Here is a 26441-nt window from a genome sequence, read left to right as displayed (position 1 = left end):
ACCACATGCTGATCCGTACCCTTATCGCCAGCGTCCTCGGCAGCAGCCTGCTGCTGGGCGGCCAGGCCAGCGCCGCCGACCTCGAGCCCTTGCGCGTGGCCAACCAGAAATCCGGCATCAAGTTGCTGCTGGAAGCGGCCGGCGAACTCGAGGAGGTGCCCTACCGCATCGACTTTTCCGAATTCCCCGCCGCGGCCCCGCTGGGTGAGGCGCTGAATGCCGGCGCCGTGGACATCGGCGGCCTGGGCGATGCGCCCTATGTGTTCGCCCTGGGGGCCGGCGCGCCGCTCAAGGTGGTGGAAATCATCAAGCGCGACGGCCGCTACACCACCTCGATCCTGGTGCCCAAGGATTCGCCGCTGCAAACCGTGGCCGACCTGAAAGGCCAGCGCATCGTCACCAATCGAGGCTCCATCGGCCACTTCCTGGTGATCAAGGCGCTGCGCGAAGCCGGCCTGAAAACCGCGGACGTGACCTTCGTCAACCTGCTGCCCACCGACGCGCGCAGCGCCCTGGAAAGCGGCGCGGCCGATGCCTGGTCGACCTGGGACCCCTACACCACCATCGCCATCACCCAGAACGGCGCCCGCATCCTGCGCGACAGCGACGACCTGCTCACCAACCATTTCTACCTGGCCGCGACCCAGACGGCCGTGGAAGGCAAGCGCGTGCAACTGGAGGACTTCGTCAAGCGCGTCGAGCGTGCCTTCATCTGGGCCAATCACAACCACCAGGCCTATGCAGAGGCACAGGCCCGGGTCACGGGACTGCCCGTCGCGGTGCACCTGGAGTCGGTCAGGGAGACCAACCACTCGCGTGCCGAGATCACCGACGAGGTCATCGCCGATCTGCAGCGCGTCTCCGATATCTACCTGGAGGAAGGCGTGCTGACACGCCCGGTGGATGTCACCCAGGGTTTCGACAAGAGCTTCAACGCCGCCCGCGCCGAACAGCCGGGCCAAGCGGTTGCCCAGACGCAACCTCAGTGAACCGACAGGAGAAGCTTCCATGAGCAAACGACAGATCAAACTCGGTGCCATGATCCACGGCGTCGGCCACGGCTGGGGCGAGTGGCGCCACCCCGAGGCGCTGGCCGACGCCAGCGTCAACTTCGGCTACTACAAGCAGCAGGCGCAACTGGCCGAGGCCGGCAAATTCGACTTCGCCTTCATCGCCGACAGCCTGCATATCCACGCCAAGTCCAGCCCGCACTACCTCAACCGCTTCGAGCCGCTGACCATCCTCTCGGCCCTGGCGGCAGTCACGGAAAACATCGGCCTGGTGGCGACCGTCACCGTCAGCTACACCGAGCCGTTCCAGGTGGCGCGCCAGTTCGCCTCGCTCGACAACCTCAGCGGCGGCCGCGCCGGCTGGAACGTGGTCACCTCCTGGCTGTCCGGCACCGCCGACAACTTCGGCAAGGCCGAGCACCCGCCCCACGCCACGCGCTACCGCATCGCCCGCGAGCACGTGAACGTGGTCAAGGGCCTGTGGGATTCCTGGGAAGACGACGCCTTCACCCGCAACAAGGAAACCGGCGAGTTCTTCGCCCCGGACAAGCTGCATACCCTCGATCACCAGGGCGAGTTCTTCAAGGTCAAGGGCCCGCTGAACATCCAGCGTTCACCCCAGGGCCAGCCGCTGATCTTCCAGGCCGGCACCTCCGACGACGGCCGCAACTTCGCCGCGCAGAACGCCGACGCGATCTTCGTCAGCCCCGAATCGTTCGCCGAGGCGCGTGCCTACTACCAGGATCTCAAGCAGCGTGCCGCCAAGGCCGGACGCAACCCGGACGAGCTGTTCATCCTGCCCGGTATCCGCCCGATCGTCGGCCGCGATGCCGAGGAAGTGGAAAGCCGCTACCAGCAGGCCGTCGACCTGGTCAGCATCGAAGACGCCATCGTCGCCCTCGGCCGGCCGTTCAACGACTACGACTTCTCCGGCCATGAGCTGGATGCGCCCTTCCCCGACCTCGGCGACCTGGGCAGCAACAGCCACAAGGGCGCCTCGGATCGCATCAAGCAACAGGCCCGCGAAGAGCACCTGACCCTGCGCGAAGTGGCCCTGCGCTTCTCGCGGCCACGGCGCGATTTCGTCGGCACCCCGGAAGAGGTGGCCAACGCCCTGCAGGACTGGTTCGAGGACGGCGCCGCCGACGGCTTCATCGTCAACTCGCTGCTGCCCGACGGCCTGGAGTATTTCACCCGCTACGTGGCGCCGCTGCTGCAAGCGCGCGGCCTGCTGCGCCGCGAATACCAGGGCCGGACCCTGCGCGACAACTTCGGCCTGGCCGTCCCCGCCAACCGCAACACCCTGCGCCGCACACAAGGAGCAGTGGCATGAGCGAATCCCTCAACCATCTGCTCGCCGAACTGCATGCCGAGCGCGTGCGCACCTGGGCGCCCGAGGCGCTGAAAGTGAACATCGACCAGCGCCAGAAACTGGTCGACGAGGCGCGCCATGAAACCTTCGTCAAAGCCGGCGACAGCGTCGCGCCGTTCGAGCTGCTCAAGGTCGAAGGCGGCACCCTGAGCCTCGAACAACTGGTCGCCAACGGCCCGGCGGTGCTGGTGTTCTTCCGCTTCGCCGGCTGCCCGGCGTGCAACATCGCCATCCCCTACTACGAGCGCAACCTGCAGCCGGCGCTGCGCGAACGCGGCGTGCCGCTGCTGGCGGTGAGCCCGCAGGTGCCGGAGCGCCTGGTCGAGATCAAGGACAGGCACAACCTCAGCCTGCAAGTGGCCAGCGACAGGGACAACGCCCTGGCCAGGCGCTTCGGTGTGCTCTACGAATTCGACCAGGCCTCGCGCCAGGCGTCGCTGGCCAAGGGGCCGGGCATCGGCGAAGTCACCGGCACCGGTACCTGGGAACTGCCGCAACCGACCGTGGTGGTGATCGGCAGCGACCGCCGCGTGCACTTCGCCGAGGTCAGCCCGGACTGGCTGGTGCGCAGCGAGGCGCAGCCGATCATCGCTGCGGTGGATGAGGTGCTTGAGGTCACCGACAAGGTGGCGAGAAGCGCCTGATGTAGTTCGTAGGGTGAACCGGGGCGCGTAGCCAACGCGAAGCTTGTCCACCGCTCTGCATGGCCCATGGTGGACAAAAAGAGCGTTGTCCACCCTACAAAAGCCGAGCCGCCCTATAACGCGGCTCTTTCTCTCTAAAAAAGGATGCGGCCCATGCACGTGCCAGGATTCGTTCGCCCCGAAAAACGCCTGCCTTATGCCCTGTCGCTGGTCTGCCTGGCGCTGCCGGCGGCATCCTGGGCCGAAGAGAAGGACACCGTGCTCGGCACGGTGTCGGTGATCTCTACCGGCAACCGCAGCAACACCCTGACCGTGGCCGACAGCCCCTCGCCCATCGACATCATCAGCGGCGAGCAGATCCGCAAGACCGGCAAGGCCAGCCTGCGCGAGGCCCTCGGTCGTATCGTGCCGTCGTTCAGCGCCCCCGCCCAGGCCGGCGGCGGCACCTCGTCGTCGGTGCGGCCAGTGTCGATCCGCGGCCTGTCCGGCGACCACCTGCTGGTGCTGGTCAACGGCAAGCGCCGGCACAACACCGCCGTCTACAACAACTTCGCCCGTATCGCCAGCGGCAGCGTACCGGTGGATCTCGACCTGATCCCCACCTCGGCCATCGAGCGTATCGAACTGCTGCGCGACGGCGCCTCGGCGCAATACGGCTCGGACGCCATCGCCGGGGTGCTGAATATCATCCTCAAGAGTCAGGACAGCGGCGGCAGCGCCAGCGTGACCTACGGCCAGCAGGAAGACAAACCCGGCGACCTGACCCAGACCGGCCTCAACAGCGGCTTCGCCCTGGGCGACAACGGTGGCTTCTTCAACGCCTCGCTGGATATCCGCCTGCAAGGCCCGTCCTATGCCGCCGGCGATGCCCAGGGGCCGTGGTACTACCCGGTACTGGACGGTGAATCGGTGCCCTTCGGCACCCCCGGTGCGCAAGCCGATCCCCGCGAGGGCTCGGTGGATCGGCTGCTGGAGAAAGGCTATGGCCGCTCCAACCGCGACGAGGTCTACAACCTCTCGTACAACGCCGAACTGCCCATCCACGATGCCCTGACGCTGTATTCGTTTTCCACCTACAGCGACCGCAGCATCGTCGATACCCGCGGCAGCTTCCGCGCCACCAGCCTGTCGTCGATCCCGGAGATCTACCCGGACGGCTTTCACGCCCAGCGCCTGATCGACGAGAAGGACTTCCAGCTCGCCTTCGGCGGCAAGGGCGATGTCGCCGGCTGGGGCTACGACCTGAGCACCACCTACGGCAAGGACGACGTGCGCCTCGGTGCGCAGAACACCCTCAACGCCTCCCTCGGCCCGGCGAGCAAGACCTCGTTCTACCTCGGTGCCCTGGAGTTCGAACAGTGGACGAGCAACCTGGATTTCACCCGCCCGTTCGAGATCGGCCTGGCCAAGCCGTTGCAGCTGTCGGCAGGCATCGAGCACCGCTGGGAGCAATACCTGCAGACCGCAGGCGAGCCGGACTCCTACCGCGATGGCGGCTATGTCTACCCGGTTGGTCACCCGCGCGCGGGGCAGAGCCCCCTCGCCGGCCTACAATCCTTCACTGGCACCTCGGTGGCCGATGCCGGCTCGCTGGATCGCGACAGCTACGCCTTCTACATCGATGCCGGCACCCACCTGACCGAACGCCTGTACACCAGCGCCGCATTCCGCTTCGAGCATTACGACGACAGCTCCGGCAACACCGCCAGTGGCAAGCTGTCCACCCGTTACGAACTGGCCCCGGGCCTGGCCTTGCGCGGCACTTTCAACACCGGTTTTCGCGCGCCGTCGCTGGCCCAGCAGACCTTCTCGGTCACCCAGAACACCAGCGTGCGCCTGGCCGATGGCACTACCCAGAGCCTGCTCGCACGCTACCTGCCACCCAGCAGCGTTGCCGCCCAGGCACTGGGCGCCAAGGATCTGCAGCCGGAGAAGTCGACCAACTTCAGCATCGGGGTTTCCTGGGAGCCGACGCGCAATGCCCGCATCACCCTCGACGCCTACCGCATCGAAATCAAGGACCGCATCGTCAAGAGCGAGATCATTCGCGACAGCGGCACCTCCACGGTGATCCGCGACACCCTCGCCTCCCTCGGCATCAACGACCTGTACTCGGCGCAGTACAACATGAACGGCGTCGACACCCGTACCGACGGCGTCGACCTGGTCAGCGAACTGCACAGCGATCACGGCCATTTCGGCCAGGTGCGCTGGTCGGCGCTGTACAGCTACAACCGCACCAGCATCCGCGATATCAAGCAGAACGATACGGTCAGCAACCTGCTCGGCAGCGACTATGTGATCTTCGGCCACCAGGCGCAAACCGACCTGACCCAGGGTAGCCCGCGCGACAAACTGGTATTGGGCAGCAACTGGCGCATCGGCGACTTCATCACCGACCTGCAACTGACGCGCTACGGCAAGTACACCGAAGCCGGCATCGCCGCCTCGGCCGACCAGCAGTTCGGCGCCAAGTGGATCACCGACCTCGACGTCACCTATCTGCTCAGCGACAACCTGTCGCTCGCGGTCGGCTCCAACAACCTCTTCGGTGTGCGCCCCGACAGGCAGGACCCGACCTCCGTGGTTACCGGCCTGGGCAGCGCCAATCCCAGCGAAATCAACAACCCGGACTTGGGGGGCTGTTGCCGTTTCAGCGCGAACCGCGTTGCTGCGCAAAATCTCGCCAGGCTAGGCGGAGGACGCTGGGAATGGTGTTCCCTTGCCTAGTCCTCCAACAACGCATGGCGAGATTTTGCGCGCCACCCGAAGGGCCGGGCCCGTTTTGCCGCGAATGCTGCGTTTCTCGCCACTCATTTGGAACACCAAACTTCGCGGCTCGTGCCTTGCCTCGCGGCAAAACGGGCTCCGGCGCGGCCGTGCTGAAACGGCAACAGCCCCCCGTGGCGCATTCAGCCCATACGGCCTCAACGGCGCGTTCTATTACGCGCGCCTTTCCTACGACTGGTAACACAAAAAGAGGACAATCCCATGCCCGCAGAAAACGTCGTCGCACTCAGCGAAACCCTCAAGGTCACCCCGCTGGAGCCCACCCTGGGCGCGGAAATCAGCGATATCGATCTGAGCAAACCGCTCTCGCCGCTGCAGCGTGAGCAGATCCACGCCCTGCTGCTCAAGTACAAGGTCATCTTCTTCCGCGACCAGCACATCAGCAGCGAGCAGCAGATCGCCTTCGCCCGGCAGTTCGGCGAACTCTACGTGCACCCGACCACCCAGCAGCAGGACGGCGACAAGCCCCAGGCGCACCTGATCCTCGCCAGCCAGGCCAAGGAAGCCTATGGCGATGCGCGCAAGGGTCGCTGGCACACCGATACCAGCTGGATGCTCGAACCCACCTGGGGCGCGGTGCTGCGCGCGGTATCGCTACCGGAACTGGGTGGCGATACGGTGTGGGCCGATGCCGGCCTGGTCTATCGCGGCCTTTCGGATGAACTGAAAGCGCGTATCGACAAGCTCTACGTCACCCACAACTTCAAATCGTCGCTGGACAGGGTCGGCTACCACTATCCGATCCTCGCTCACCCGCTGGTACGCACCCATCCGGAAACCGGCGAAGACGCCCTCTTCATCAACTTCTCCATGTCGCCCCAGGTGATCGGTTGGTCGGTCGAGGACAGCCGCGCCCTGGTCGCCGAGCTGCTCAAGGAATTCAGCAACCCGGAGTACCAGGTGCGCTTCAAATGGACAGCGGGCACCATCGCCTTCTGGGACAACCGTGCCCTGCTGCATTACCCGGTCTACAACTACGGCGACTTCGACCGGGTGATGGAACGGGTGCTGATCGCCGATGACGACATCCCCCACCGCGTACGCCAGCAGGCGGCGGGCTGATGGCGCGGCAACTGCACCTGGCGCTGTTCGTCAGCCATGCCGGCTCGCACCTGGCGGGCTGGCGTCTGCCCCAGGCCGAAGCCGGCAATGCCCTGGATATCCGTTATTACCAGCGCCTCGCCGAGCAGGCCGAAGCGGCCAAACTGGACCTGCTGTTCGTCGCCGACAAACTGGCCCTGGACGACATCCACGGCGGCTCGTTCGATGCCGCGGTGACCTGGCGGCCCAGTGGCTCGCCCGAGCCCCTGGCACTGCTGTCGGCGCTCAGCGTGCTGACCTCGCGCATCGGCCTCGGCGCCACGGTGTCCACCAGCTATCACCAACCGTTCCATGTCGCCCGCCAGTTCGCCACCCTCGACCACTTCAGCGCTGGCCGCGCGGCGTGGAACGCGGTGACCTCGGTGAACGATGGCGAGGCGCGCAACTTCGGCCTCGAGCAGCACCTTGGCCACGCCGAACGCTACACCAAGGCCGCCGAATTCCTCGAGGTGGTGCGCAGCCTCTGGGACACCTGGGAAGACGACGCCCTGCTGGTCGACAAGGCCAGCGGCCGCTACGCCGATGCCAGCAAGTTGCATTACGCCGATCACCAGGGTGACTGGTTCAAGGTGCGCGGCCCGCTCAACCTGCCGCGCCCACCGCAAGGTCATCCGGTGCTGATCCAGGCCGGCGTGTCGTCGGCCTTCCAGTCCCTGGCCGCGCGCAATGCCGAGGTGGTCTTCCCGGTGCAATCGACGCTGGAAAAGGCCAAGGCGTTCTACCGCGAATTCAAGGCGCAGGTGGTCGCCGCCGGGCGCCAGGTCGACGACGTCAAGGTGCTGCCCGGTCTCTACCCGATCATCGCCGACACCGATGAACAGGCGCAGGCACTGGCCAATGAGCTGGACGAACTGATCCTGCCGATCGCCGGCCTGGCCTTCATGTCGGCGAGCATGAACTACGACCTTGCCCAGCATGATCCCAAGGCACCGGTACCGGATATCCGTGCGCACATCCGCGGCAGCAAGGGTCGCTTCGATGGGGTGATCGGCAACGCCATCGAAGCCGGCTGGACGCTGGAACAGCTCGGCCGCTGGTACGCCTCCAGCCTGGCCTTCGCCAAGTTCATCGGCTCGCCACAGACGGTCGCTGACCAGATGCAGCAATGGCTGGAACAAGACGCCGCCGACGGCTTCGTGATCATGCCGCCGTACATGCCCGGTGGCGCCGAACGCTTCCTCGAACAGGTGGTACCGGAGCTGCAACGGCGCGGCATCTTCCGCTGCGAGTATCAGGGCAGCACGCTGCGTGAACACCTGGGGCTGCGCACGCCTGCTCCCTCCCGGACCAAGGCCTGATGAGCGACAGCCATTCCCTCATTCAGCACCTGTTCGAGCAGAACCATGCCTGGTTGCGCTCACGCCTGCGCGCGCGCACCGGTTGCCAGCAGCATGCCGAAGACCTGGCTGCGGAAACCTTTCTGCGTGTCCTGAGCATGCCAGCGCCGGAACGCATTCGCGAACCCAGGGCGCTGCTCACCACCATCGCCTATCGCCTGCTGTATGAAAGCTGGCGCCGGCGCGACCTGGAAAAAGCCTACCTGCGTCTACTCGCCGAGACGCCCGAAGAGGTGCAACCCTCACCGGAAGAGCAACTGGAACTGCTTGAGCGCCTGCTGCATCTCGACCGTCTGCTGGGTGGGCTGCCGGGGCAGACGAAAACGGTATTCGTCTGCAGTTTCGTCGAAGGCCTTACCTACTCGCAGATCAGCCAGCGCATGGGGTTATCGGTGACCAGCATCCACCGCCTGATGGCCGCTGCACTGCATAACTGCTGGGAGGCTCTGGCCGATGAGCGCTGATACGGACAACAGCCTCGAACAGGCCATTGACTGGCTGGTGCACTTGCAATCGGGCGAGTTCGATGCCGGGCGACAACATGAACTGGATGCCTGGTGTGCGGCAAACCCACGCAATGCACAGACGCTGCAGCGACTGCAAAACGGCCTGGCGCCCCTGACTGACGCCAAGCTGCGGCAGCTCCCTGGCGACGAACTGCTGAAGATCGTCCAGGCGCCGTCGAGCCGGCGCCAATTCCTGCGCGGTGGCTTGGCCCTGCTCGGCATCGGTGCCACGGGCGCGCTGCTGGAGCGCATCGCCCGGGTTGGCCCGGCACTGCCCGGCGACCTCTACACCGAGATCGGTGAGCGGCGTACCTGGTGGTTGCAGGACGGCAGCCGTCTCGACCTCAACGCCCGCAGCATCGCCAGCCTCGACAGCCATGCAGCCCGGCGCCTGAGCCACAAACAAGGCGAGTTGCTGCTACAGGTCAGCCGCGCCGCATCGCCGTTCCTGTTGCACTGCGCGGACAACACGCTGCACCTGAATCAGGGACGTTTTCTGTTGCGCCAGGAAGGTGGCCGGGTTCGCCTGATCACCTTCGAGCAGGGTGCCCGGCTCGTCAGCCCGCAACACAATGAGCATGTACTGGCAGCCCACCGCAGCCTGCTGTTCGACCGCCAACGGATTTATGCCGAAGCCCCATCCAGCAATCAGGAAGCGGCCTGGCTGGATGGCTGGCTGGTATTGCGCAATCAGCCCCTGTCGCGGCTGACGGACGCACTCAGCGCCTATCAGTACGGGCTGTTGCGCACCAGCGAGGCGGCTGCCCGCTTGCGCATCAGTGGCCGCTACCCGCTCGACGACGTGCCCCGCTGCCTGGATCTGCTGGCCAACAGCCTGCCAGTCGCCATCCGTCGCGGCCCCCTCTTCACCAGCATCGACCTCGCCTAGCACAGGGTGGATCGGGGTGCGTACCACCACTGCGGTCGTGGAACGGTGGATGAATAACACGTCATCCCCCTACAACCGTGCGGCTCTGCGCCCCGTTATATCCATTGAACGAAATCATCTAACCAGGCTGGAAAATTTCCCCGCGTCGTTGCTCAAGGCATTCACCAACACCCCATGAGGAACACCGACGTGCCCTTCACCTTGCGTCCTACCCTGCTGAGCTGCGCGCTGCTGCTGGCAATGCCTGCCATGGTCTCGACCGGCCATGCGCAAACCACAGAAACCACTTTCGCCGTTCCTGCCGGCAGCCTGGAAGACGTGCTGCTCGGCCTCTCACAGCAGAGTGGACAAGCCATTTCGGCCGATCCACAACTGCTGGAAAAGCTGCGCAGCCCTGCCATCCAGGGTTCGTTGAGCCTGGAACAGGCCATCGAACACGCACTCAGGGGCAGTGGCCTGGAACTGCGCAGCAACGCAGCGGGCATTACTATCGTGCGCGGCGCGACACAGACGAGCCAACAGGCCGACCCACGCCTCGGCGTGGTGGTGGTAACCGGCAATCGTGGCAGCGAGCCCCGCACGGTTGCCAGCAGCCCATCGCCTATCGACGTGATCACGGCGGAAAAACTGCGGGAGAGTGGAGCGACGTCGATGCGCGATGCCCTCAAGCGCCTGATCCCCTCGTTGAACGTGCAAAACGCGGCCAGCTTCTCCCACGAGAGCATCGCCCGCCCGGCGACCCTACGCGGTCTTTCGCCCTCGCACACCCTGGTGCTGGTCAACGGCAAGCGCCGCCACAGCGGGGCGATGATCAATGCCTCGCGCGAGTCGACGCTGGCCAACTCGGTGGATCTCGATCTGATTCCACTCAGCGCCATCGAGCGGATCGAAGTGCTGCGTGATGGGGCTTCCGCCCAGTACGGCTCGGATGCCATTGCCGGGGTCATCAACATCGTCCTGAAACAGCAGGACCATGGCGGCCAGGCGATCAGCAAGGTGGGGCAACGCGCATCCGGCGATGGCCAGCAGCTCTATCAGAGCCTCAACAGCGGCTTCTCGCTGCCCGCTGACGGCGTCTTCAATCTGTCCCTGGACGCTCGCTCCAACCAGTCGGCCAGTATCGCCGAACGGGCCAGCGGCGCCTTCTACGGTATCGACGGCGTCAACAGCGACCCACGCGACGAGACGGTCGGTCGCCACGTATTCGGTGGCGGCCTGCCCAAGATCAAACAGGTCAACGTGGCCTACAACGCCGAGCTGCCCATCGATGACGACCTGACCTTCTATTCCTTCTCCACCATCAGCCAGCGTGACGGCTGGATCGGCGCCAACTTCCGCCGCCCCAATGCCACCAGCAACGGTTCGAGCAACTCGGCGAACAACGTGATCGAACTGCGGCCCGATGGTTTCACGCCCTATTACCGCGCCAAACAACTCGACTATCAGTTGGCCGCCGGCTTCAAGGGCGGCAGCGAGGAAGGCTGGCAATGGGATGCCAGCAGCACCTACAGCCGTGACAAGCTGCGTCACGAGCAGGAAAGCCTGAACGTCTCCCTCGGCCCCGACAGCCCCACCCGCTTCCACCTCTACGACTCGCGCTTCGACCAATGGAGCAACAACCTCGATTTCAACCGTGCATTCGACGTGGGCCTGGCCAAGCCCCTGCAGTTCGCCTATGGCTTCGAGCATCGCTACGAACATTACCGCACCGAGGCCGGAGATCCGGCTGGCTGGGCAGTAGGCAACTACCAGATACGTGGTGTACCAGGCGTTGCCGGGGTGCAGGCCGCCACCACGGTGTCCGACCAGCAGACAGCGGATATCGACCGCGACAGTTTCGCCGGATACCTGGATCTCGGCCTGAACCCGACGGAACAGCTCTATATCGGGCTGGCCGCCCGCTATGAAAGCTATCGGGACGACGCCGGCGACAGCTTCAGCGGCAAACTCTCGAGCCGCTATGAATTCGCCCCCCAGCTGGCCGTACGCGCCACCCTGAGCAATGGCTTCCGCGCCCCGTCGTTGTCGCAGACCGCACACCAGCAGAGCTCCAGCGCCAACTACACGATCAATGCGCAGACCGTGCTGGTCACCTCGTCGAACATCGCCGTCGATTCGGGCCTGGCCCGCGCCCTCGGCGCCGAGGGGCTGAAACCGGAGAAGTCCACTAATTTCAGTATCGGCCTGGTCTGGCAACCGACCCCGGCCACCAACCTGAGCATCGATGCCTATCAGATCCGCATTCGGGATCGCCTGGTGCTGACCGGCTTCATCCGCGACAGTGGCAACGGCAGCTACGAAAGCCTGCTGGCGAACTACGGATACGCCCCGAACACCTGGGTGCGCTTTGCGACCAATGGCCTGGACACCACCACCAGCGGCCTGGATCTGGTGTTCGACCACAGCCGCAATCTCGGCAGCGCTGGCGACCTCAAACTGGGCCTGGCGCTGAACCTCAACACCACACGCATCGATGACGTCAAGGAAAGCCCTGCCGCCCTGGTCGGTTCCGGCAATGTGCTGCTGGATCGCACCGCACGTTCCTACTTCACCAGCGTGTATCCGAAGAACAAGCTGATTCTCAGCGCCGACTACAACCTTGGCGCGTTCAGCCTGCGTGCGGCACTGACCCGCTACGGCAAGCACACCGACGTCAGCAGCGAGTCCCATTACTACGACGTGGAGTATCCGGCCCAGTGGATCACCGACCTGGAACTGGGCTGGCGTTTCAACGAGCAACTCAGTGTCGCCCTCGGCGCGCAGAACCTGTTCGACATCGACCCGCCGTCGAAGGGCTACGACCTCACCAGCAACCCGGCCGGCTTCCCCTCCACGGGTAGCAACCCCGCCTACGACCCTTACGGCGCCTACTACTACGGCAGCCTGACCTACAACTTCTGACTCGGAGCCCCCATGCGTCGCAGAGAATTCAACCTGCTCCTCGGGCTGGCAGCCGCCAGCCCCTGGCTGTCATCCGCCACTGGTGCCCTGGCCGCGTCCAGCCTGCGGGTCGGCCGTTACAAGGGCGACCTGTCCTATTCCTTCGAGGCCGCCGGTGTATCGCTGCCCTATCCGGTCAGCTACTACGTGGGCGGCGCGCCCATTACCGAGGCCCTGGCCAGCCAGCAACTGGACCTGGCCGGGATGAGCGAGATACCACCGGTTTTCGCCCTGCCCTCCAATACCACCTACAAGCTGGTCGGGGTGATGAAGATGCCATCCGCCACCCAGGTGATCCTGGTGCCGGAGAAGTCGTCGCTCGAACAACTGGCCGACCTGCGCGGCAAGCGTATCGGCTACGTGCGCGCGACCACCTCGCACTTCTTCCTGCTGCAGGTGCTCAAGGAGCAAGGACTGAGCTGGCAAGACGTGCAGGCGATCAACCTCACCACCCAGGATGGCCTGTCGGCCTTCCAGAGCGGCGAACTGGATGCCTGGTTCATCTACGGGGTGTTCGTCCAGTTCGCCAAATTCCGCCTCGGCGCGCGGCTGCTGAAAGACTCGGCCGGCTACCTCTCCGGCAACTATCCCTACGGGATGACCAATGCGGCCTGGGCCGATCCAGTACGCCGCCAGGCGGTACGCGCCTACCTGGACGCCATGCGCGAGACCCTGGCATGGGTTGCCGCCCACCCACGGCAGTGGGCCGAACTCAACGGCCGGCTCACCCATGTACCAGCCGCCTATTACCTCGACCAGTTGGACGAGCAGGGCCAACTGGGCCGCCTGCAACGGCCGGACCACGCCAGCATCCAGTCCCAGCAGCAAGTGGCCGACGCGCTCTTCGCCGCCGGCGCCATCCCCCAGCAGGTGGACGTCAGCCCACTCTGGGACCTCGATTTCCTTGCCTGAATCCAGGAGCCCCACATGCCTCACACCATTGACCTGAAAGCCGCACCGTTCAACCTCGACGACCAGGCCATCGCCTGGGTACGCCAGACCCTCGGGCGCCTGAGTCCGCGGGAGAAGATCGGCCAGTTGTTCACCCTGGCCTCGCGCAGCAACCGCATACTCGACCAGCGCGAGCTGCTCGGCTTCGCCCCAGGCGGCATCTTCCGCCCCGTGCGTGGCAGCCTGGAAGAGATCTGGCGCGCCAACCGTTTTCTTGCCGACAACAGCGAACTGCCCCTGCTGATCAGTGGCGATATCGAAGGCGGCGGCGCCAGCTACCTGCACTGCACGCCACTGCCCAACCCCCTCGGCCTGGCCGCCGCCGACGACCCACAACTGTCGGCCAGGGTGCTCGAGGTCATGGCCGGCGAAGCCCGGGCACTGGGCTACAACTGGTCCTTCACCCCGCTACTGGACATCAACGCACGCTTTCGTAGCGCCATCGTCGGCACGCGCTCATACGGCAGCGAGCAGCGGCGCATCCTCGAACAGGCCCGCCTGCACGTCGACATACTCCAGCGCCACGGCATCGCCACCGCCGCCAAGCACTGGCCCGGCGAAGGATTCGACGACCGCGATCAGCACCTGGTCGGCACCGTCAACCCACTGTCCTGGGAAGACTGGCAAACCACGTTCGGCGCGCTGTACAAGGGGCTGATCGATGCCGGCGTGCTGAGCGTCATGTCGGCGCATATCGCTCTGCCCGCCTATATCCGCCGCCATCTTGCCGACGCCGGGCGCGATGCGTTCCAGCCGGCCTCGGCGTCCGCCTTGCTCAACCGCCGCCTGCTGCGCGAGGAACTGGGCTTCAACGGGCTGATCATCTCCGATGCCACCGGCATGGCCGGGCTGAGCAGTTGGCACAGCCGCGCCGAACTGGTGCCGGCCGTGATCGAATCCGGCTGCGACGTGTTCCTCTTTACCCAGGAAAACCCCAGCATCGATTTCGACCTGATGTACCGCGGGCTGCGCGAGGGCCGGCTGAGCGAGGAACGCCTGGAGCAGGCGGTGACCCGCATCCTGGCGCTCAAGGCACGCCTGGGCCTGCATCGCGCCCCGCGCCCGCCGATCGCCCTGGATGAACTGCGTCGCGTACTGCAATCCGCACCGCACCGCGCAGTCGCCGAAGAAGCGGCAGCGGCCAGCATCACCCTGGTCAAGGATCGCCAGCGACTGTTGCCCATCAGCCTCGAGAAACATCGGCGCATCGTGCTGGCCAGCGAAGGCGTGATCGGCCACCCGACTCAGTTGAGGCCCGAGTTGCACATCGCCAGGTTACTCGCCGAGCGGGGCTTCGAGGTAAGCGACTACGATCCGGAAGATCCGCCCAGCCGGGAAAAAAATGACCTGCTGATCTATGTACTCGCCGAAGAGTCCGCCACCGCACGCGCGCACATTTATCTCAACTGGCAACGCATTCACGGCGGCAACATTCGTGACAGCCTGCGCCGACACTGGCATGACTTGCCAACGCTGGTGATCTCACTCGGCCAGCCCTACTACCTGTACGACGCGCCACTGATACCAACCTACATCAATGCCTACAGCGCCATAGAGCCCGTGCAACGGGCCGTGATCGCCAAACTCCTGGGCGAGCAGGCCTTCATCGCGAGCGACCCGGTGGATAGCTTCTGTGGGCTGGAAGAAGCCCGCTACTGACAGCCCGACAATCAGTGCCGAACCGCTTTCCGGTCTATCCGGGACAACGGTCCGGCGCCCAATAAATAATTAATAAAAATAACATAAGCATATTTTTATACGTTCTTTGCATGTTCAAAGACGCTTTCCTAGTATCCGGGTCAATGCCCTGACGTGCACCACGATGCCGCTCCCATGAGCGCGGCGCCCACACCGAATGAACAGGAGTTCCCCGCAATGAGTCTCGAATTTATCGGCCTTATCGGCCCTCAGGAAGGCAGCGAATCGCAAGCACCCCGTGGCCCGGTGGTCGACGTGGAGTTCGTCAAGGCATTCGCCCAGGCCCAGGAATACGGCGGCTTCGACAAGGTGCTGCTGGCGGTCAATACCAGCGCGCCGGACTCGCTGATCCTGGCCAGCTACGTCGCCGCGCTGACCGACAAGCTCGGCCTGCTGGTCGCCCACCGCCCGGGCTTCCAGGCACCGACCTTCGCCGCCCGCCAGTTCGCCACGCTGGATCACCTGAGCCGCGGCCGCGCCTCGATCAACGTGATCACCGGCGGCGACAGCGGCGACCTGCAGCGCGACGGTGACTTCCTCGACAAGGACGCGCGCTATGCCCGTACCGACGAGTACCTGGACATCTTCCGCAAGACCTGGACCAGCACCGAGCCCTTCGATCACCAGGGCGAACACTACCGTGTCGAGGACAACCTGACCCTGGTCAAGCCGCTGCAGAAGCCCCATGTACCGATCTACTTCTCCGGCGCCTCGGATGCCGCGGTGGAAGTCGCCGCCAAGCACGCCGACGTGTACATGATGTGGGGCGAGCCGCTGGAGCAGATCCGCGAGCGCATCGCCAAGGTACGCAAGGCCGCCGCCAGGTACGGCCGGGAACAACACATCCGCTTCAGCCTGTCGCTGCGGCCGATCCTCGGCGCCACCGAGGCCGAAGCCTGGACCCGCGCCGAGCGCATCCTGGCCGACGCTCGCGAGCTGATCCACCTGCGCCAGGGCAAGCGCCGCGACAAGAACTTCGGCACCAGCAACGCCGGCTCCTCGCGCCTGGTCGAACTGGCCGGCCAGCGCAAGGTGCACGACAAGCGCCTGTGGACCGAGATCGCCGCTCTGAGCGGCGGCGCCGGCAATTCCACGTCCCTGGTCGGCACCCCGGATCAGGTCGCCGAGGCGGCGCTGGACTACTACAACGCCGGCGTCAGCACTTTCCTGTTCCGCGGCTTCGAGCAACTGCGCGACGCGGTCGAGTACGGCCAGGATCTGCTGCCGCGCATCCGCGCCTTGGTCGAGCAGCAGGGCAATACCAAGAAAGTCAGGAACGCCTAGAAGCCAAGAGGCCGAAAAGACGCTACAAGGCGAAAGAAGCCATAAGCTGCAAGCTTCAAGCGATAAGTTAAAAGCGGCTCGGAGCGCTCCATTGCTCTTGCTTCTGTCTTGCGGCTTGAAGCTTGCGGCTTGTAGCTCAATGGCTTCTTTCGCCTTGAACCAGCTCACCAACAACTGCTCGGTCAACGTTCATGAGCAGTCAAACGACAAAAACCCTGAGTCCCCCATGACCGTACTCGTTCTGGAACAACCCTTCTCCACGCCTCTGGACGCCGCCGCCTTCAAACAGGCCATGCGCAACACCGCGGCCTCGGTGAACATCATTACCTGCGCCGGCAGAGACGGCGATTACGGCCTGACCGCCACCGCCTTCAGCTCGGTCACGGCCGATCCTCCCACGGTGCTGATCGCGGTGAACAGCGGTGCCAGCCTCTACCCGCACCTGATCCGCCAGCGGCGCTTCTGCGTCAATGTGCTGCGGGCCGACGCCGTGGACGCCGCCAACGACTTCGCCGGTCGTCTGCCACCCGAACAGCGCTTCGGCAAGCATGCCTGGCGCCGCCTGGACAGCGGCAACCCGGCCTTGCTCGCCAGCACTGCCGGCTTCGATTGCAGAGTCAACGATTTCCAGCATGTCGGTACCCACCTGGTAGCGATTGCCGAAGTACTGGACTGCTGGCACTCCGATCTGGAGCCGCTGCTCTATTCCTCGGGCCGCTATGGCCGCTTCGCCTGAACAGTGGCGTTCCGGGCCTCGGAACGTCGGTCGCAAGCAGCGCACGCCGCGTCGGCTACGGGATCGCTCGTGGATTACCCGAGCGGGTCCGGCCCACAGCGCGTTCGTCACGTTCACCGACCCTATTGCCTTTGCTGCGCGAACGCGGGTTGTCCCTCGATGAGTACCGGCGCTACCCTGAGAGACCACCCCGGCCTGCCGGCACCGGGCGACCGGCCTACCCTGGCACGCCAGCAATCCACCGTGGGCGAACGCGCGCAGCGGTGGCCTGAACCGCCCGCCACAGAGGAGCAATGCCCATGCATTACCGTTCGCTGGGAAAATCCGGACTCAAGGTTTCGCCGCTGTCGCTCGGCAGCATGATGTTCGGTGGCGCCACCGACGAAGCCGAATCGCGCCGCATCATCGATCAGGCCCGGGAGCTGGGCGTCAATTTCATCGATACCGCGGATGTCTACAACAACGGCCTGTCCGAGGAAATCACCGGCCGTGCGATTGCCGCCGACCGCGCCAACTGGGTGCTCGCCAGCAAGGTCGGCAGCCCGCGCTCCTGGTCGCACCCGGCCAACCAGGGGCTGAGCCGCAAATCGATCTTCGAGGCCCTGGAGGGCAGCCTGCGCCGCCTCGGCACCGACTACCTGGATCTGTACTACCTGCACCGCGAGGATCACGACACGCCACTGGAGGAAACCATTTCCGCCATCGGCGACCTGATCCGCCAGGGCCGGATCCGCTACTGGGGGCTGTCCAACTTCCGTGGCTGGCGGCTGGCCGAAGCGGTGAACATCGCCCGCCGCCTCGGTGTCGACGATCCGGTGGCCAGCCAGCCGCTGTACAACATCGTCAACCGCCAGGCGGAAACCGAGCAGCTCACCGCCGCGCGTCACTACGGCCTGGGCGTGGTGCCCTATAGCCCGCTGGCACGCGGTGTGCTCAGCGGCAAGTATCAGCCCGGCGACGAGCCCGATGCGGGATCGCGGGCAGCACGCCGGGACAAGCGCATCCTGGAAACCGAGTGGCGCCAGGAATCACTGGCCCTGGCCCAGCAGGTCACCGCCCATGCACAACGCCGTGGCAGCGACCCGATCAGCTTCGCCATTGCCTGGGTGCTGGCCAACCCCCTGGTCAGCGCCGCCATCGTCGGGCCGCGCACGCTGGAGCAGTGGCAGAGCTATGTCGGCGCCTTGGAGCTGCGCCTGGACAGCGAAGACGAAGCCTTCATCGACAGCCTGGTCACGCCCGGTCACGCTTCGACCCATGGTTTCAACGACCCCGCGCATTTCGTCAGCGGGCGGCACTGAGGCCTGCCGGCCTCGAAGTCGCGGTCCCAGTGACTCGTGGGCGGCTGCCAGCCGCCCACGCCTTGGCCGTCACTGCAGGCTGATTTCCAGCACCCGGTCCCTCCCCCCTTCGGCCAGCAGGTACTTGCCGTCGGCGATGGGCAGCAAGGTCTGCGGCGCCTTGAGGTAGGACAGGATCACCTGCAACTGCCCATCCGGCTGCAGCAGGAGCAACCTGGCGCGATGGCTGGAGTCTTCGCTGATCCAGAGACCACGGCTGTCGCACAGCAGGAAACTGGGCTTGTTGAGGCCGCCGAGGAATGTCGTATCCTCACCGTCGCCAACCAGTTGCCGCACCCTGTCCCGGGATTTCTCGGTGTAGAACAACCTGCCGTCCGGGCAACCGGTAATGGACTCCGCTTCGTTCAGGTCATCGCGCAGTACCGTGGTGACGCGGGAGCCCAGATCGAAATGCAGCAGGCGCCCGTCGCCTGCCCTGTCTTCGATGGCGTAGAGCGAGGCCGGGGCGTCACTCCAAAGGCCCTGCACGTTGGTCGCGGAGAACAAGGTGGTGACGGCGCCATTCTGTAACAGGGACACAGGGTGGGTACCGCCCTCCTGGCTGAAGGCGATGCCCCGTCCCGCCGCCAGCGTCAGCAGCCCATCGGGCTTGGACAGTCCCTGCAGCACGACGCTGCGCAAGCCGTGCCGATCGATGCGCACGATCCGCCCGTTACCTTGGCCCAGCTCTTCGCTGACCAGCAGGTCGCCTGCGGTATCCAGCGCCAATGCGGCGGCCCTGGGCAGGTCCTCGTAGAGGGCGCGAACGCGCCAGCCATCGGCGGCGCGCACGGGATAGAACTGCTGCCAGGCGAAGAAAGCGAGGGCGGCCAGGCTGAGCAGAAGCAGCGCGGCCAGCATGCGTCGAACCCATCGATTGCCAAGGAAAACGGCCATGGTGCTCCGGAAGCGGGATTGCAGCGTGTGTGGAGACGGCATCAGAGCACCGCATGTTCATAGAGGATCACGGCGCCAACACCGATCAGCACCAGGCCGCCGACGATTTCGGCCTTGCGCCCGAAGGCCGTGCCGATCAGGCGGCCGAGCATGACCCCGACGGTCACCATGATCGTGGTCGCCAGGCCGATCGCCAGCGCGGCGAGCCAGATGTTCACGTCCACGAAGGCCAGCCCCACGCCCACGGCCAGGGCATCGATGCTGGTGGCAAAGGCGGTGAGCGCGAGAATCCAGAAGGAATGGCTTTGCGGCCTGCTCGGCTCCTCCCGTTGCGGGCGCAGGCCCGCATGGATCATGTGCAGGCCCAGCAACAGCAGCAGGGAAAAGGCGATCCAGTGATCCCAGTCCTCGACGAAACGGGAAGCGGCCTGGCCGATGAACCAGCCGACCACCGGGGTCATGGCTTCGATCACGCCGAAGATCAGCCCCGTGCGCAGGGCTTCGGAAAAGCGTGGCTTGTGCAGACTCGAGCCCTTGCCTATGGCCGCGGCGAAGGCATCCGTGGACATGGCAAGCGCAAGGAGAATGAGGGAAAAGGGGTTCACGGTTCAGCTCTCGGCCGGGCTATGAGTCAACGACAGCGCCACGCGCCCGGCTTCAGGCATGGCCATGTCGTTGGTCTCACCAACCGCAAGGTGTTCGTACCACGGCAGGTTGCCGAGAATGTTGATACGAACGCTTCCGAGCGGGCTCGGAAGCAGGCTACTCCCCAAAGAGGCCGGCACTCTAACCGGGCAAATGTGAAAAATTCGTCAAGACCCCAACCTGGATGCGATGCGCAGCCGCCGCGCTCAATGCGGGGAGAAAGGCCTGGCCTCAGGCTTCGCGCAACGCCTGGGCGAGCCCCAGCCGGCGCATGTACAGCGCCCCCCAGGCAAGACCGACGAGCGCCGAAACCAGGGAGCCCGACAGCACACCGAGCTTGGCCGCGCCCAGCAGGTTCGGGTCGGCGAAGGCCAGGTTGGCAATGAAGATGGACATGGTGAAGCCGATCCCGGCCAGCAGCCCGATCAGGGCGACGCCGCGCCAGGACACATCGGCCGGCAGCCGACAGAACCCCAGCCTGACCATCAGCCAGCTCACGCCGATCACCCCGGCAGGTTTGCCGACGAGCAGCGCGATGGCCACGCCCAACATCACCCAGTGCGGCTCGCTTGGCGACAGGTCGATACCGCCCAGGCTCACGCCGGCATTGGCCAGGGCGAAGAGCGGCATCAGGCCATAGGTGACCCATGGGTGCAGCGCCAGTTGCACACGCACCACCGGAGGCAACAGTTCGCGCTGGGCGATGCGCAGCTCACGCAGCGATTGCGCGGCGCCTGGCGATGCGATCCCGCTGCCACGGTTGTCCTGCAACTCCCCCGCGACGCGGGATAGCACATCCCGGGGCCGCTCGCGCATGGGCAGGCAGGACACCGGCGTCAACAGGCCGAGGACGACGCCGGCGAGGGTCGGATGCGCGCCCGTCATCAACAGCCCCAGCCACATCAGGGCGCCGGGCAGCACATAGGCATAGGCCGATCCCGCGCCGATCCGCTGCAGCCCCAGCACCAGCAGAGCACCGAGCCCGGCCAGGGCAAAGCCGCTGTAATCGAGACCGTCCGAATAGAAGAACGCGATCAGCAAGACCGCGATGACATCATCGATGACCGCCAGGGTCAGCAGAAAGACCCGTACACCCGAGGGAATCCCCCGCCCCAGCAGCGCCAGCAGCCCCACGGCGAAGGCGATGTCGGTGGCGGTCGGTATGGCCCAGCCATGCAGGCCGGCGCCCTGGCCATTGACGGCGAGGTAGATCAGGGCGGGCAGCATGACGCCACCGCAGGCCGCCGCGATGGGCAGCAGCGCCTGGCGGAAGTCGCTCAGCGCACCGTCGTGGATCTCGCGCCGGATCTCCATCCCCACGACCAGAAAGAACAGGGTCATCAGGCCGTCGTTGATCCAGAAATGCAGCGACTGGGAAAACACCAGCGTGCCGAGCCCTATCGTAAAGGGCGTATGCCATAGCGCGTGATAGCTGCCGGCCAGAGGAGAATTGGCCCAGAGCAGCGCCAGCGCCGTGGCGCACAGCAGGACCACGCCACTGATGGCCTCGAGTTGGAGGAGACGGCGCAGCCTGGCGAGGGCGTGCTCCACCAAACGTTGAGCACGAGGCAACTCCGGAGAATTCGGGTGCGATTTCATGGGCGAGAGAACTCCGCGCAGCGGCCCGACCAACGCTATTGAACCTGTCACACCGCGATATGCGGCTAACACCCGGCGGCTATCCTACACCGCTTACCGTCCGCGCGACCAGATGCTGCCCGCCGGCGAGCCGCCCCCGCCGCTCACCAGCTATTGCCGTAGACGCAGTACCTGCAGTTGCGGATCGGCCTCGATCTGTTCAGGGGTGAATGGCAGGGGTTGCCACGCCTGACGGGCGAACAGTTCGGTCTGGTCGGCGAAATGCGCCGAGTCCGGATCGCTGGACTGGGAAAACGCCAGCAACCCCTGAGCCACCGGCCCCCGCTCGTCGAAGCTCACCAACTGGATGTAGCTGCTGCCGCCAACCACCTGCAGCCGGCCGGCCTCCTGCGGCACACTCTGGATGGCGTTGTAGATGCCCAGGTGCCCATCGCCACCGGGAACCGGGATGCGCCTGGCGTTGCGCTCGACGCCCTGGAGTTGCCCCCAGGTCACGCCTGGCGCGAGTTTCAGCGCATCGACCTGGGCCACGGCACGTTGCAGCATGTCCGCCAGCGCCCGGGCCACCTCGGCATCCTGCCAGGCGATGCCGCGCGGGGTGTTCAGAGGATCCTGCGGATCGAAGGGATGGCGCCAGCCCTGGTCGGCCGCCTGGAACTGCAGCATGAAGGCCTGGAAATACAGCCAGCCCAGCGTGGCATCCAGCCCCGCGCTGCGGTCCCAGCTGGCCATGGCCGCACAGGCACGGGCCAACGCCGCCTCGCCACCTTGCCCGTGGCACCACTGCAACAGGTCATCGAGCAACAGGTCCGCCGCATGCACCCGGTTGCTGTCCACCAGGCCTTTGAGGAAGGCTTCGCTGAGCGGCGCCTGCCCCTGCTTCGCCAGTTGCGCCAAGGCGTAGCGCGTACGCAGGCCGAGCGCCGTGCCGTCACGGCTGACCAGCGGCGAGAAGCCGCTCAACGGCGCCTGTGGATTGCTCATCCAGGCACTGTCGTTGGCGTTCTGCAGATAATCCTCGCGTTGCAACACCGGCAGGCGTGTCCCGGCGATGATGCCCGGCTGGGCGGCGCCGTCGTCGGTCTGCCAGTCGCAGTCGCTGCGGCTGCCATCCACACCCGGCAAGCCATGGGCCTGCAGGTCGCGATCGATACAGGACGCCAGGCGCTGTCGCGGGATGTTGGGCACGACCGAGACGTTCATGTACAGCGCCTGCCCGCGCCGATCGGCGGCCAGGGTATTGACCCAGGGAATCCCCTGGATACGCTGCACCGCCTCGCGCAGGCTTTGCACATCGCCGGCCCGGTTCATGGCGTACCATTGCTGCAGGGCGCGGGTATTGTCGAGATTGGCATCCTGCAGGGCGTAGGCATGGCGCCTATCCCAGTCGGCCACCCCGGGCCACTTCAGCAGCGGGCCGAAGCGCGACTCATGGATCACCTGATGCTGCGTGGACAGGCTGCCGTCGGCCTCGCGGACCTGGATGCGCAGGTCACGACGTTGCAGCGGGTAGCTGGTGCCGTCGACCCGATAACGCTCCGGATCATCGGGGTCGAGGGCCAGGCGGTGCAGGGTGAAATGGCTCGAGGTATCGACGGTGTGCGTCCAGGCCAGTTGTCGGTTGAAACCGATATTGACCAGCGGCAGACCGGGCAGCGAGGCCCCCATGACATCCAGCTTGCCGGGAATGGTCAGGTGCATCTGATAGAAGCGCAAGGCGCCGAACCAGGGAAAATGCGGATTGGCCAGCAACCTGCCGCGACCATTCTCGGTGCGCTGGCCGCCGACGGCGATGGCGTTGCTGCCGCGCTCGAAGGCGAAGCCCTGCAGCCTGGCCAGGTCCATACTGGCGGCCTGCCCGGGGGCTTCCGCCGTGGAGGCCGACGGCGGTGTGGCGGCCAGCAGCGCCTCGGCGAAACGGCCGACGCCGCCCTCGACCATCAGCCGCCTGATCAGGCGCACCAGATCCGTCTCCTGCAACGGCCTCACCCACTCGGCGCCCTGGCAGGCGGCGGGCACGCCCCGGTCGTCCAGGTAGCGGTTGAAGCCGGCCGCGTAGCCCGAGAGCAACTGCCTGATGGGCGCTGGCTGCGCCTGCCAGTAGGCGTCGACGGCCGCGTCGTCGTTCAACCAGGTGAAAAACAGATCCGAGGACACGTTGTCCAGGCGCGCCGACGACTGTCCGTCACGACCGAGAAAGCGCGACCGCTCGCCACGGGCGGTCAGCACCTCATCACTCAACAGGCACAGGTTGTCGCGCGCGTAGGCATAGCCCACACCGTAGCCCAGCCCTCGCTCATCGCTGGCCCTTATGTGGGGAATGCCGAACGCGGTCCAGCGGATTTCGACCTCGCCGCCGCCCGGGCTCTCGCGGGTGCACCCCGCCTGAGACAGCAGCGCGGCCAGCGCGGTTACCAGTAGACCTAGACGCACCTGAACATCCTTCTGCGGATCGCTGAACGGCCCCGTAGCGAGGACCGGTCTCTTGAATGCAATAGGAACGCGCGACCCCAGCGCAAATTTACCGCCGGCTTGCTCCAGGGCACATCAACCCGAAACGGCCGGTTGTAGGATGGGTGAAACCCATCGACGATTGATGGGTTTCACCTGCGCGGCCCGACCCATCCAACAGGTTGTCTAGCTTCTAGCTTATGGCTGCTCTTACTTAGGAAATCCGCTCCATCTCGGCGACGCGCGTGCGGCAATGGCGCATGGCATTGACGATATGCTTCTCCACCATGGCCTTGGAAATCCCCATCGCCTGCGCGATATCGTCGTGGCACAAGCCCTCCAGCTTGCGCAGCAGAAAGGCCTGCCTGCACCTGGCCGGCAGTTCGTCCAGCGCGCGTTGCAGCAGCTCGGCGCGCTGCAACTGGTAGAGCGTGGCCTGCGGGCTTTGCATCTGCAGGCTCTCCTCGCCCGCCACCTCGCTCAGCGGTTCGCTGCGGCGCACCGCGCTCCGGCGAAACGAATCCACACACAGGTTGATTGCAGTGCGGTAAAGGAATGCTTTAGGGTGGTCGAGCGCGTGATGGCGAGGGCTTTCCAGTACCCGGATGTACGCGTCGTGGGCCACGTCGGCGGCCAGGTGCCGATCTCGCAGACGGGCCGTCAGGTAACGGACCAGGCCGTGGTAGTACTGTTCCATGGTCACTCCACCGGGACTGCAGCCAGCCGGGCCCGTGGCACCCGGCCGCTATACTAAATAATAGTTAACTGTATAATAATTCCCATCATCATTAAAAGAACTACTGCAGCATGACGAGAAGAGTTCAGCCAGTCCGGTAGCCGACATGTCCAGCCAATCCTCCCAGCATGCGTCCAACGAGCGCCTCAGCGATGAAGCTGCCCACTGGTGCATGCGCCTGCATGAAGCGGACTTCTCCGAGCAGGAGCGTGCGCGCCTCAACCACTGGCTGAGCAGCGATCCGGCGCACCAGCGTGAATTCGACGCCATGCTGGAGATCTGGAATATCAGCGAGTTCCTGCCGGCCGCCAAACCCGCCCGGGCGAAGGCCCCGCCTCGTCCTCCACGCAGCTACAAACGTCCGCTGATGGCCGTGGCGATGCTGCTGTTCATGCTGCCGCTGGCCGGGCTCGTCGGCTGGCACCAGGGCTGGATGCCCAACGACCATCAACGCTACCAGAGCGACTCGACGATCCGCGAGATCACCCTGCCGGATGGCTCGCAGGTGCAGATGAACCTGAATACCCGCCTCTCCTTCAGCAACTTCAAGGATCGCCGCAGCGTGACCCTGAGCAGCGGCGAAGCCTATTTCGAGGTGCGACACGATGCCGGCCACCCGTTCGTGGTCAACGCCGGCCAGGGTCAGATCCGTGTCACCGGGACACGCTTCAACGTATGGACATACCAGGATCAGGTGGTCGTCACCCTCACCGAAGGCTCGGTCAAGGTACTCGGCGACAGCCGCCGGCCGGAGCAGATCGCCTACCTGTCGCCGGGCATGCAGGCACAGTACAACCCGCACCAGCCCGGCCCGCAACTGAGCTCCGCCTCTCCTGACGAGGCCCTGGCCTGGCGCGACGGCAAACTGATTCTCGACGACCTGACCCTGGGCGACGCACTGCCGCGGATCAATCGCTACCTGGACCGCCCCGTCCACCTGGCCGACCGGGCCACGGCCCAGTTGCGCATCGGCGGCATCTACAACACCCACGACATCGAGAGCCTGGTCCAGGCGCTGCCCAGGGTGCTGCCGGTCTACCTCAGCCATAACGACGCCGGTGAAACGGTCATCAGGCGCAAGCACAACTACAGCCGGTAGCAGGGCATGACGGCAGGCCGGATTTCACGGCGACAGGATTACGGCAAACCACCGTCCGCGTGTGAGCGTCTACCTCGGCGCGATGTGCTTGCAGTCATCCCGCAAATCCCAGTGCGGTCGTCTAATCGCTGCGAGGTCGCAGCTCCTACGGAATCGCGGCAAACCACCACCCGCGTAGGAGCGTCGCCCCCGGCGCGATGCGCTTGCAGCCATCCCGCAAATCCCCAGCAGCAGCCAATCGCCATGGGGGCGGTGCTCCTTGTATGTTGAGCTTATCTGTCAACAACCCTGACGGAAGCAGTTACCGGGGAGGCCGTTCGCTCCTGGAGGCACCTTGCGTGACCTCGCCTGTAGAGTGGCCCCCCGCCTCATTACCACTACGTGGAGTATCCCGAAGCCGGACTCGCAAGAGTGGC

20 protein-coding genes and 1 riboswitch are annotated in these 26441 nt (G+C 65.3%); of the genes, 15 read left to right on the top strand and 5 right to left on the bottom strand.

The annotated features are described in order from the left end of the window. Positions 1–5 precede the first annotated feature (5 nt). The 14 genes from DNK34_RS19680 to DNK34_RS19615 all read left to right on the top strand — a co-directional run bounded on the left by DNK34_RS19680 (position 6) and on the right by DNK34_RS19615 (position 18559). Positions 6–989 carry an ABC transporter substrate-binding protein gene (locus tag DNK34_RS19680; RefSeq protein WP_131176877.1) on the top strand — a complete coding sequence of 328 codons (984 nt, stop codon included), beginning with the start codon at positions 6–8 and terminating at the stop codon, positions 987–989. A gap of 19 nt (positions 990–1008) precedes the next feature. Further along, positions 1009–2343 (top strand): LLM class flavin-dependent oxidoreductase, encoded by a 1335-nt coding sequence (locus tag DNK34_RS19675; protein WP_131176878.1) that lies wholly within the window; start codon positions 1009–1011, stop codon positions 2341–2343. Beyond that, entirely contained in the window at positions 2340–3026 is a 687-nt protein-coding gene (locus tag DNK34_RS19670; protein ID WP_131176879.1) for a peroxiredoxin-like family protein, read from the top strand. Before DNK34_RS19675 ends, DNK34_RS19670 begins: the two co-directional genes overlap by 4 nt. A gap of 153 nt (positions 3027–3179) precedes the next feature. Continuing rightward, entirely contained in the window at positions 3180–5756 is a 2577-nt protein-coding gene (locus tag DNK34_RS19665; protein WP_165497333.1) for a TonB-dependent receptor plug domain-containing protein, read from the top strand. A gap of 261 nt (positions 5757–6017) precedes the next feature. Then, on the top strand, positions 6018–6878 hold the full coding sequence (locus DNK34_RS19660) for a TauD/TfdA dioxygenase family protein (RefSeq protein WP_131176881.1): 861 nt from the start codon (positions 6018–6020) through the stop codon (positions 6876–6878). Next, complete coding sequence (locus tag DNK34_RS19655; RefSeq protein ID WP_207401617.1) at positions 6878–8215, top strand: LLM class flavin-dependent oxidoreductase; 1338 nt, start codon at positions 6878–6880, stop codon at positions 8213–8215. Before DNK34_RS19660 ends, DNK34_RS19655 begins: the two co-directional genes overlap by 1 nt. Then, positions 8215–8718: a sigma-70 family RNA polymerase sigma factor gene (locus DNK34_RS19650; protein WP_131176882.1), complete on the top strand. Its 504-nt coding sequence runs from the start codon at positions 8215–8217 to the stop codon at positions 8716–8718. The genes DNK34_RS19655 and DNK34_RS19650 overlap by 1 nt, the downstream gene beginning before the upstream one ends. After that, positions 8708–9649 (top strand): FecR family protein, encoded by a 942-nt coding sequence (locus tag DNK34_RS19645; protein ID WP_131176883.1) that lies wholly within the window; start codon positions 8708–8710, stop codon positions 9647–9649. Before DNK34_RS19650 ends, DNK34_RS19645 begins: the two co-directional genes overlap by 11 nt. 189 nt (positions 9650–9838) lie before the next feature. Continuing rightward, positions 9839–12550 carry a TonB-dependent receptor gene (locus DNK34_RS19640; RefSeq protein ID WP_242675271.1) on the top strand — a complete coding sequence of 904 codons (2712 nt, stop codon included), beginning with the start codon at positions 9839–9841 and terminating at the stop codon, positions 12548–12550. 12 nt (positions 12551–12562) lie between these two features. After that, positions 12563–13501, top strand: a complete 939-nt coding sequence (locus tag DNK34_RS19635; RefSeq protein ID WP_131176884.1) for an ABC transporter substrate-binding protein — start codon at positions 12563–12565, stop codon at positions 13499–13501. Between the two features lie 15 nt (positions 13502–13516). Then, a complete protein-coding gene (locus tag DNK34_RS19630; RefSeq protein WP_131176885.1) occupies positions 13517–15199 on the top strand; it encodes a glycoside hydrolase family 3 protein in 1683 nt (560 codons plus the stop codon). Between the two features lie 216 nt (positions 15200–15415). Further along, entirely contained in the window at positions 15416–16522 is a 1107-nt protein-coding gene (locus DNK34_RS19625) for an LLM class flavin-dependent oxidoreductase (RefSeq protein WP_131176886.1), read from the top strand. Between the two features lie 226 nt (positions 16523–16748). After that, entirely contained in the window at positions 16749–17258 is a 510-nt protein-coding gene (locus DNK34_RS19620) for a flavin reductase family protein (protein ID WP_165497334.1), read from the top strand. A 299-nt stretch (positions 17259–17557) separates the two neighbouring features. Further along, positions 17558–18559: an aldo/keto reductase gene (locus DNK34_RS19615; protein WP_131176888.1), complete on the top strand. Its 1002-nt coding sequence runs from the start codon at positions 17558–17560 to the stop codon at positions 18557–18559. Between the two features lie 69 nt (positions 18560–18628). Here DNK34_RS19615 and DNK34_RS19610 read toward each other — a convergent pair whose 3' ends face one another. The 5 genes from DNK34_RS19610 to DNK34_RS19590 form a co-directional block, all read right to left on the bottom strand. Beyond that, positions 18629–19495 carry an NHL repeat-containing protein gene (locus tag DNK34_RS19610; RefSeq protein ID WP_242675362.1) on the bottom strand — a complete coding sequence of 289 codons (867 nt, stop codon included), beginning with the start codon at positions 19493–19495 and terminating at the stop codon, positions 18629–18631. Positions 19496–19536: 41 nt separating this feature from the next. Next, the gene (gene mntP / locus DNK34_RS19605) at positions 19537–20100 is read right to left on the bottom strand and encodes a manganese efflux pump MntP (RefSeq protein ID WP_131176889.1); all 564 of its coding nucleotides are present in this window, start codon (positions 20098–20100) and stop codon (positions 19537–19539) included. Positions 20101–20106: 6 nt separating this feature from the next. Beyond that, positions 20107–20273: riboswitch (yybP-ykoY riboswitch) on the bottom strand. Between the two features lie 98 nt (positions 20274–20371). Next, positions 20372–21739, bottom strand: coding sequence for a Na+/H+ antiporter NhaA (gene nhaA, locus DNK34_RS19600; RefSeq protein WP_131176890.1), 1368 nt, complete (start codon positions 21737–21739; stop codon positions 20372–20374). Between the two features lie 150 nt (positions 21740–21889). Continuing rightward, the gene (gene pvdQ / locus DNK34_RS19595) at positions 21890–24172 is read right to left on the bottom strand and encodes a bifunctional acylase PvdQ (protein ID WP_207401618.1); all 2283 of its coding nucleotides are present in this window, start codon (positions 24170–24172) and stop codon (positions 21890–21892) included. Positions 24173–24404: 232 nt separating this feature from the next. Then, entirely contained in the window at positions 24405–24887 is a 483-nt protein-coding gene (locus tag DNK34_RS19590; RefSeq protein ID WP_131176891.1) for a sigma-70 family RNA polymerase sigma factor, read from the bottom strand. Positions 24888–25032: 145 nt separating this feature from the next. Between DNK34_RS19590 and DNK34_RS19585 the strand changes: the two genes are divergently transcribed. Beyond that, positions 25033–26025: a FecR family protein gene (locus DNK34_RS19585; RefSeq protein ID WP_131176892.1), complete on the top strand. Its 993-nt coding sequence runs from the start codon at positions 25033–25035 to the stop codon at positions 26023–26025. The last annotated feature ends 416 nt before the right edge of the window (positions 26026–26441 follow it).

It is taken from the genome of Phytopseudomonas dryadis (genome assembly GCF_004327355.1).
In the GTDB taxonomy this organism is placed as follows: Bacteria; Pseudomonadota; Gammaproteobacteria; order Pseudomonadales; family Pseudomonadaceae; genus Aquipseudomonas; species Aquipseudomonas dryadis.
Note: the sequence above shows the minus strand (reverse complement) of the source record. Positions and strands in the feature narration are given on the sequence as shown.

Coding starts and splice junctions, on each gene's coding strand:
- DNK34_RS19615 (WP_131176888.1), top strand. CDS start 17,558: ATGCATTACCGTTCGCTGGGAAAATCCGGACTCAAGGTTTCGCCGCTG.
- DNK34_RS19590 (WP_131176891.1), bottom strand. CDS start 24,887: ATGGAACAGTACTACCACGGCCTGGTCCGTTACCTGACGGCCCGTCTG.
- DNK34_RS19585 (WP_131176892.1), top strand. CDS start 25,033: ATGTCCAGCCAATCCTCCCAGCATGCGTCCAACGAGCGCCTCAGCGAT.
- DNK34_RS19625 (WP_131176886.1), top strand. CDS start 15,416: ATGAGTCTCGAATTTATCGGCCTTATCGGCCCTCAGGAAGGCAGCGAA.
- DNK34_RS19650 (WP_131176882.1), top strand. CDS start 8,215: ATGAGCGACAGCCATTCCCTCATTCAGCACCTGTTCGAGCAGAACCAT.
- DNK34_RS19655 (WP_207401617.1), top strand. CDS start 6,878: ATGGCGCGGCAACTGCACCTGGCGCTGTTCGTCAGCCATGCCGGCTCG.
- DNK34_RS19630 (WP_131176885.1), top strand. CDS start 13,517: ATGCCTCACACCATTGACCTGAAAGCCGCACCGTTCAACCTCGACGAC.
- DNK34_RS19610 (WP_242675362.1), bottom strand. CDS start 19,495: ATGGCCGTTTTCCTTGGCAATCGATGGGTTCGACGCATGCTGGCCGCG.
- nhaA (WP_131176890.1), bottom strand. CDS start 21,739: ATGAAATCGCACCCGAATTCTCCGGAGTTGCCTCGTGCTCAACGTTTG.
- DNK34_RS19660 (WP_131176881.1), top strand. CDS start 6,018: ATGCCCGCAGAAAACGTCGTCGCACTCAGCGAAACCCTCAAGGTCACC.
- DNK34_RS19670 (WP_131176879.1), top strand. CDS start 2,340: ATGAGCGAATCCCTCAACCATCTGCTCGCCGAACTGCATGCCGAGCGC.
- DNK34_RS19680 (WP_131176877.1), top strand. CDS start 6: ATGCTGATCCGTACCCTTATCGCCAGCGTCCTCGGCAGCAGCCTGCTG.
- DNK34_RS19665 (WP_165497333.1), top strand. CDS start 3,180: ATGCACGTGCCAGGATTCGTTCGCCCCGAAAAACGCCTGCCTTATGCC.
- DNK34_RS19645 (WP_131176883.1), top strand. CDS start 8,708: ATGAGCGCTGATACGGACAACAGCCTCGAACAGGCCATTGACTGGCTG.
- DNK34_RS19620 (WP_165497334.1), top strand. CDS start 16,749: ATGACCGTACTCGTTCTGGAACAACCCTTCTCCACGCCTCTGGACGCC.
- DNK34_RS19635 (WP_131176884.1), top strand. CDS start 12,563: ATGCGTCGCAGAGAATTCAACCTGCTCCTCGGGCTGGCAGCCGCCAGC.
- DNK34_RS19675 (WP_131176878.1), top strand. CDS start 1,009: ATGAGCAAACGACAGATCAAACTCGGTGCCATGATCCACGGCGTCGGC.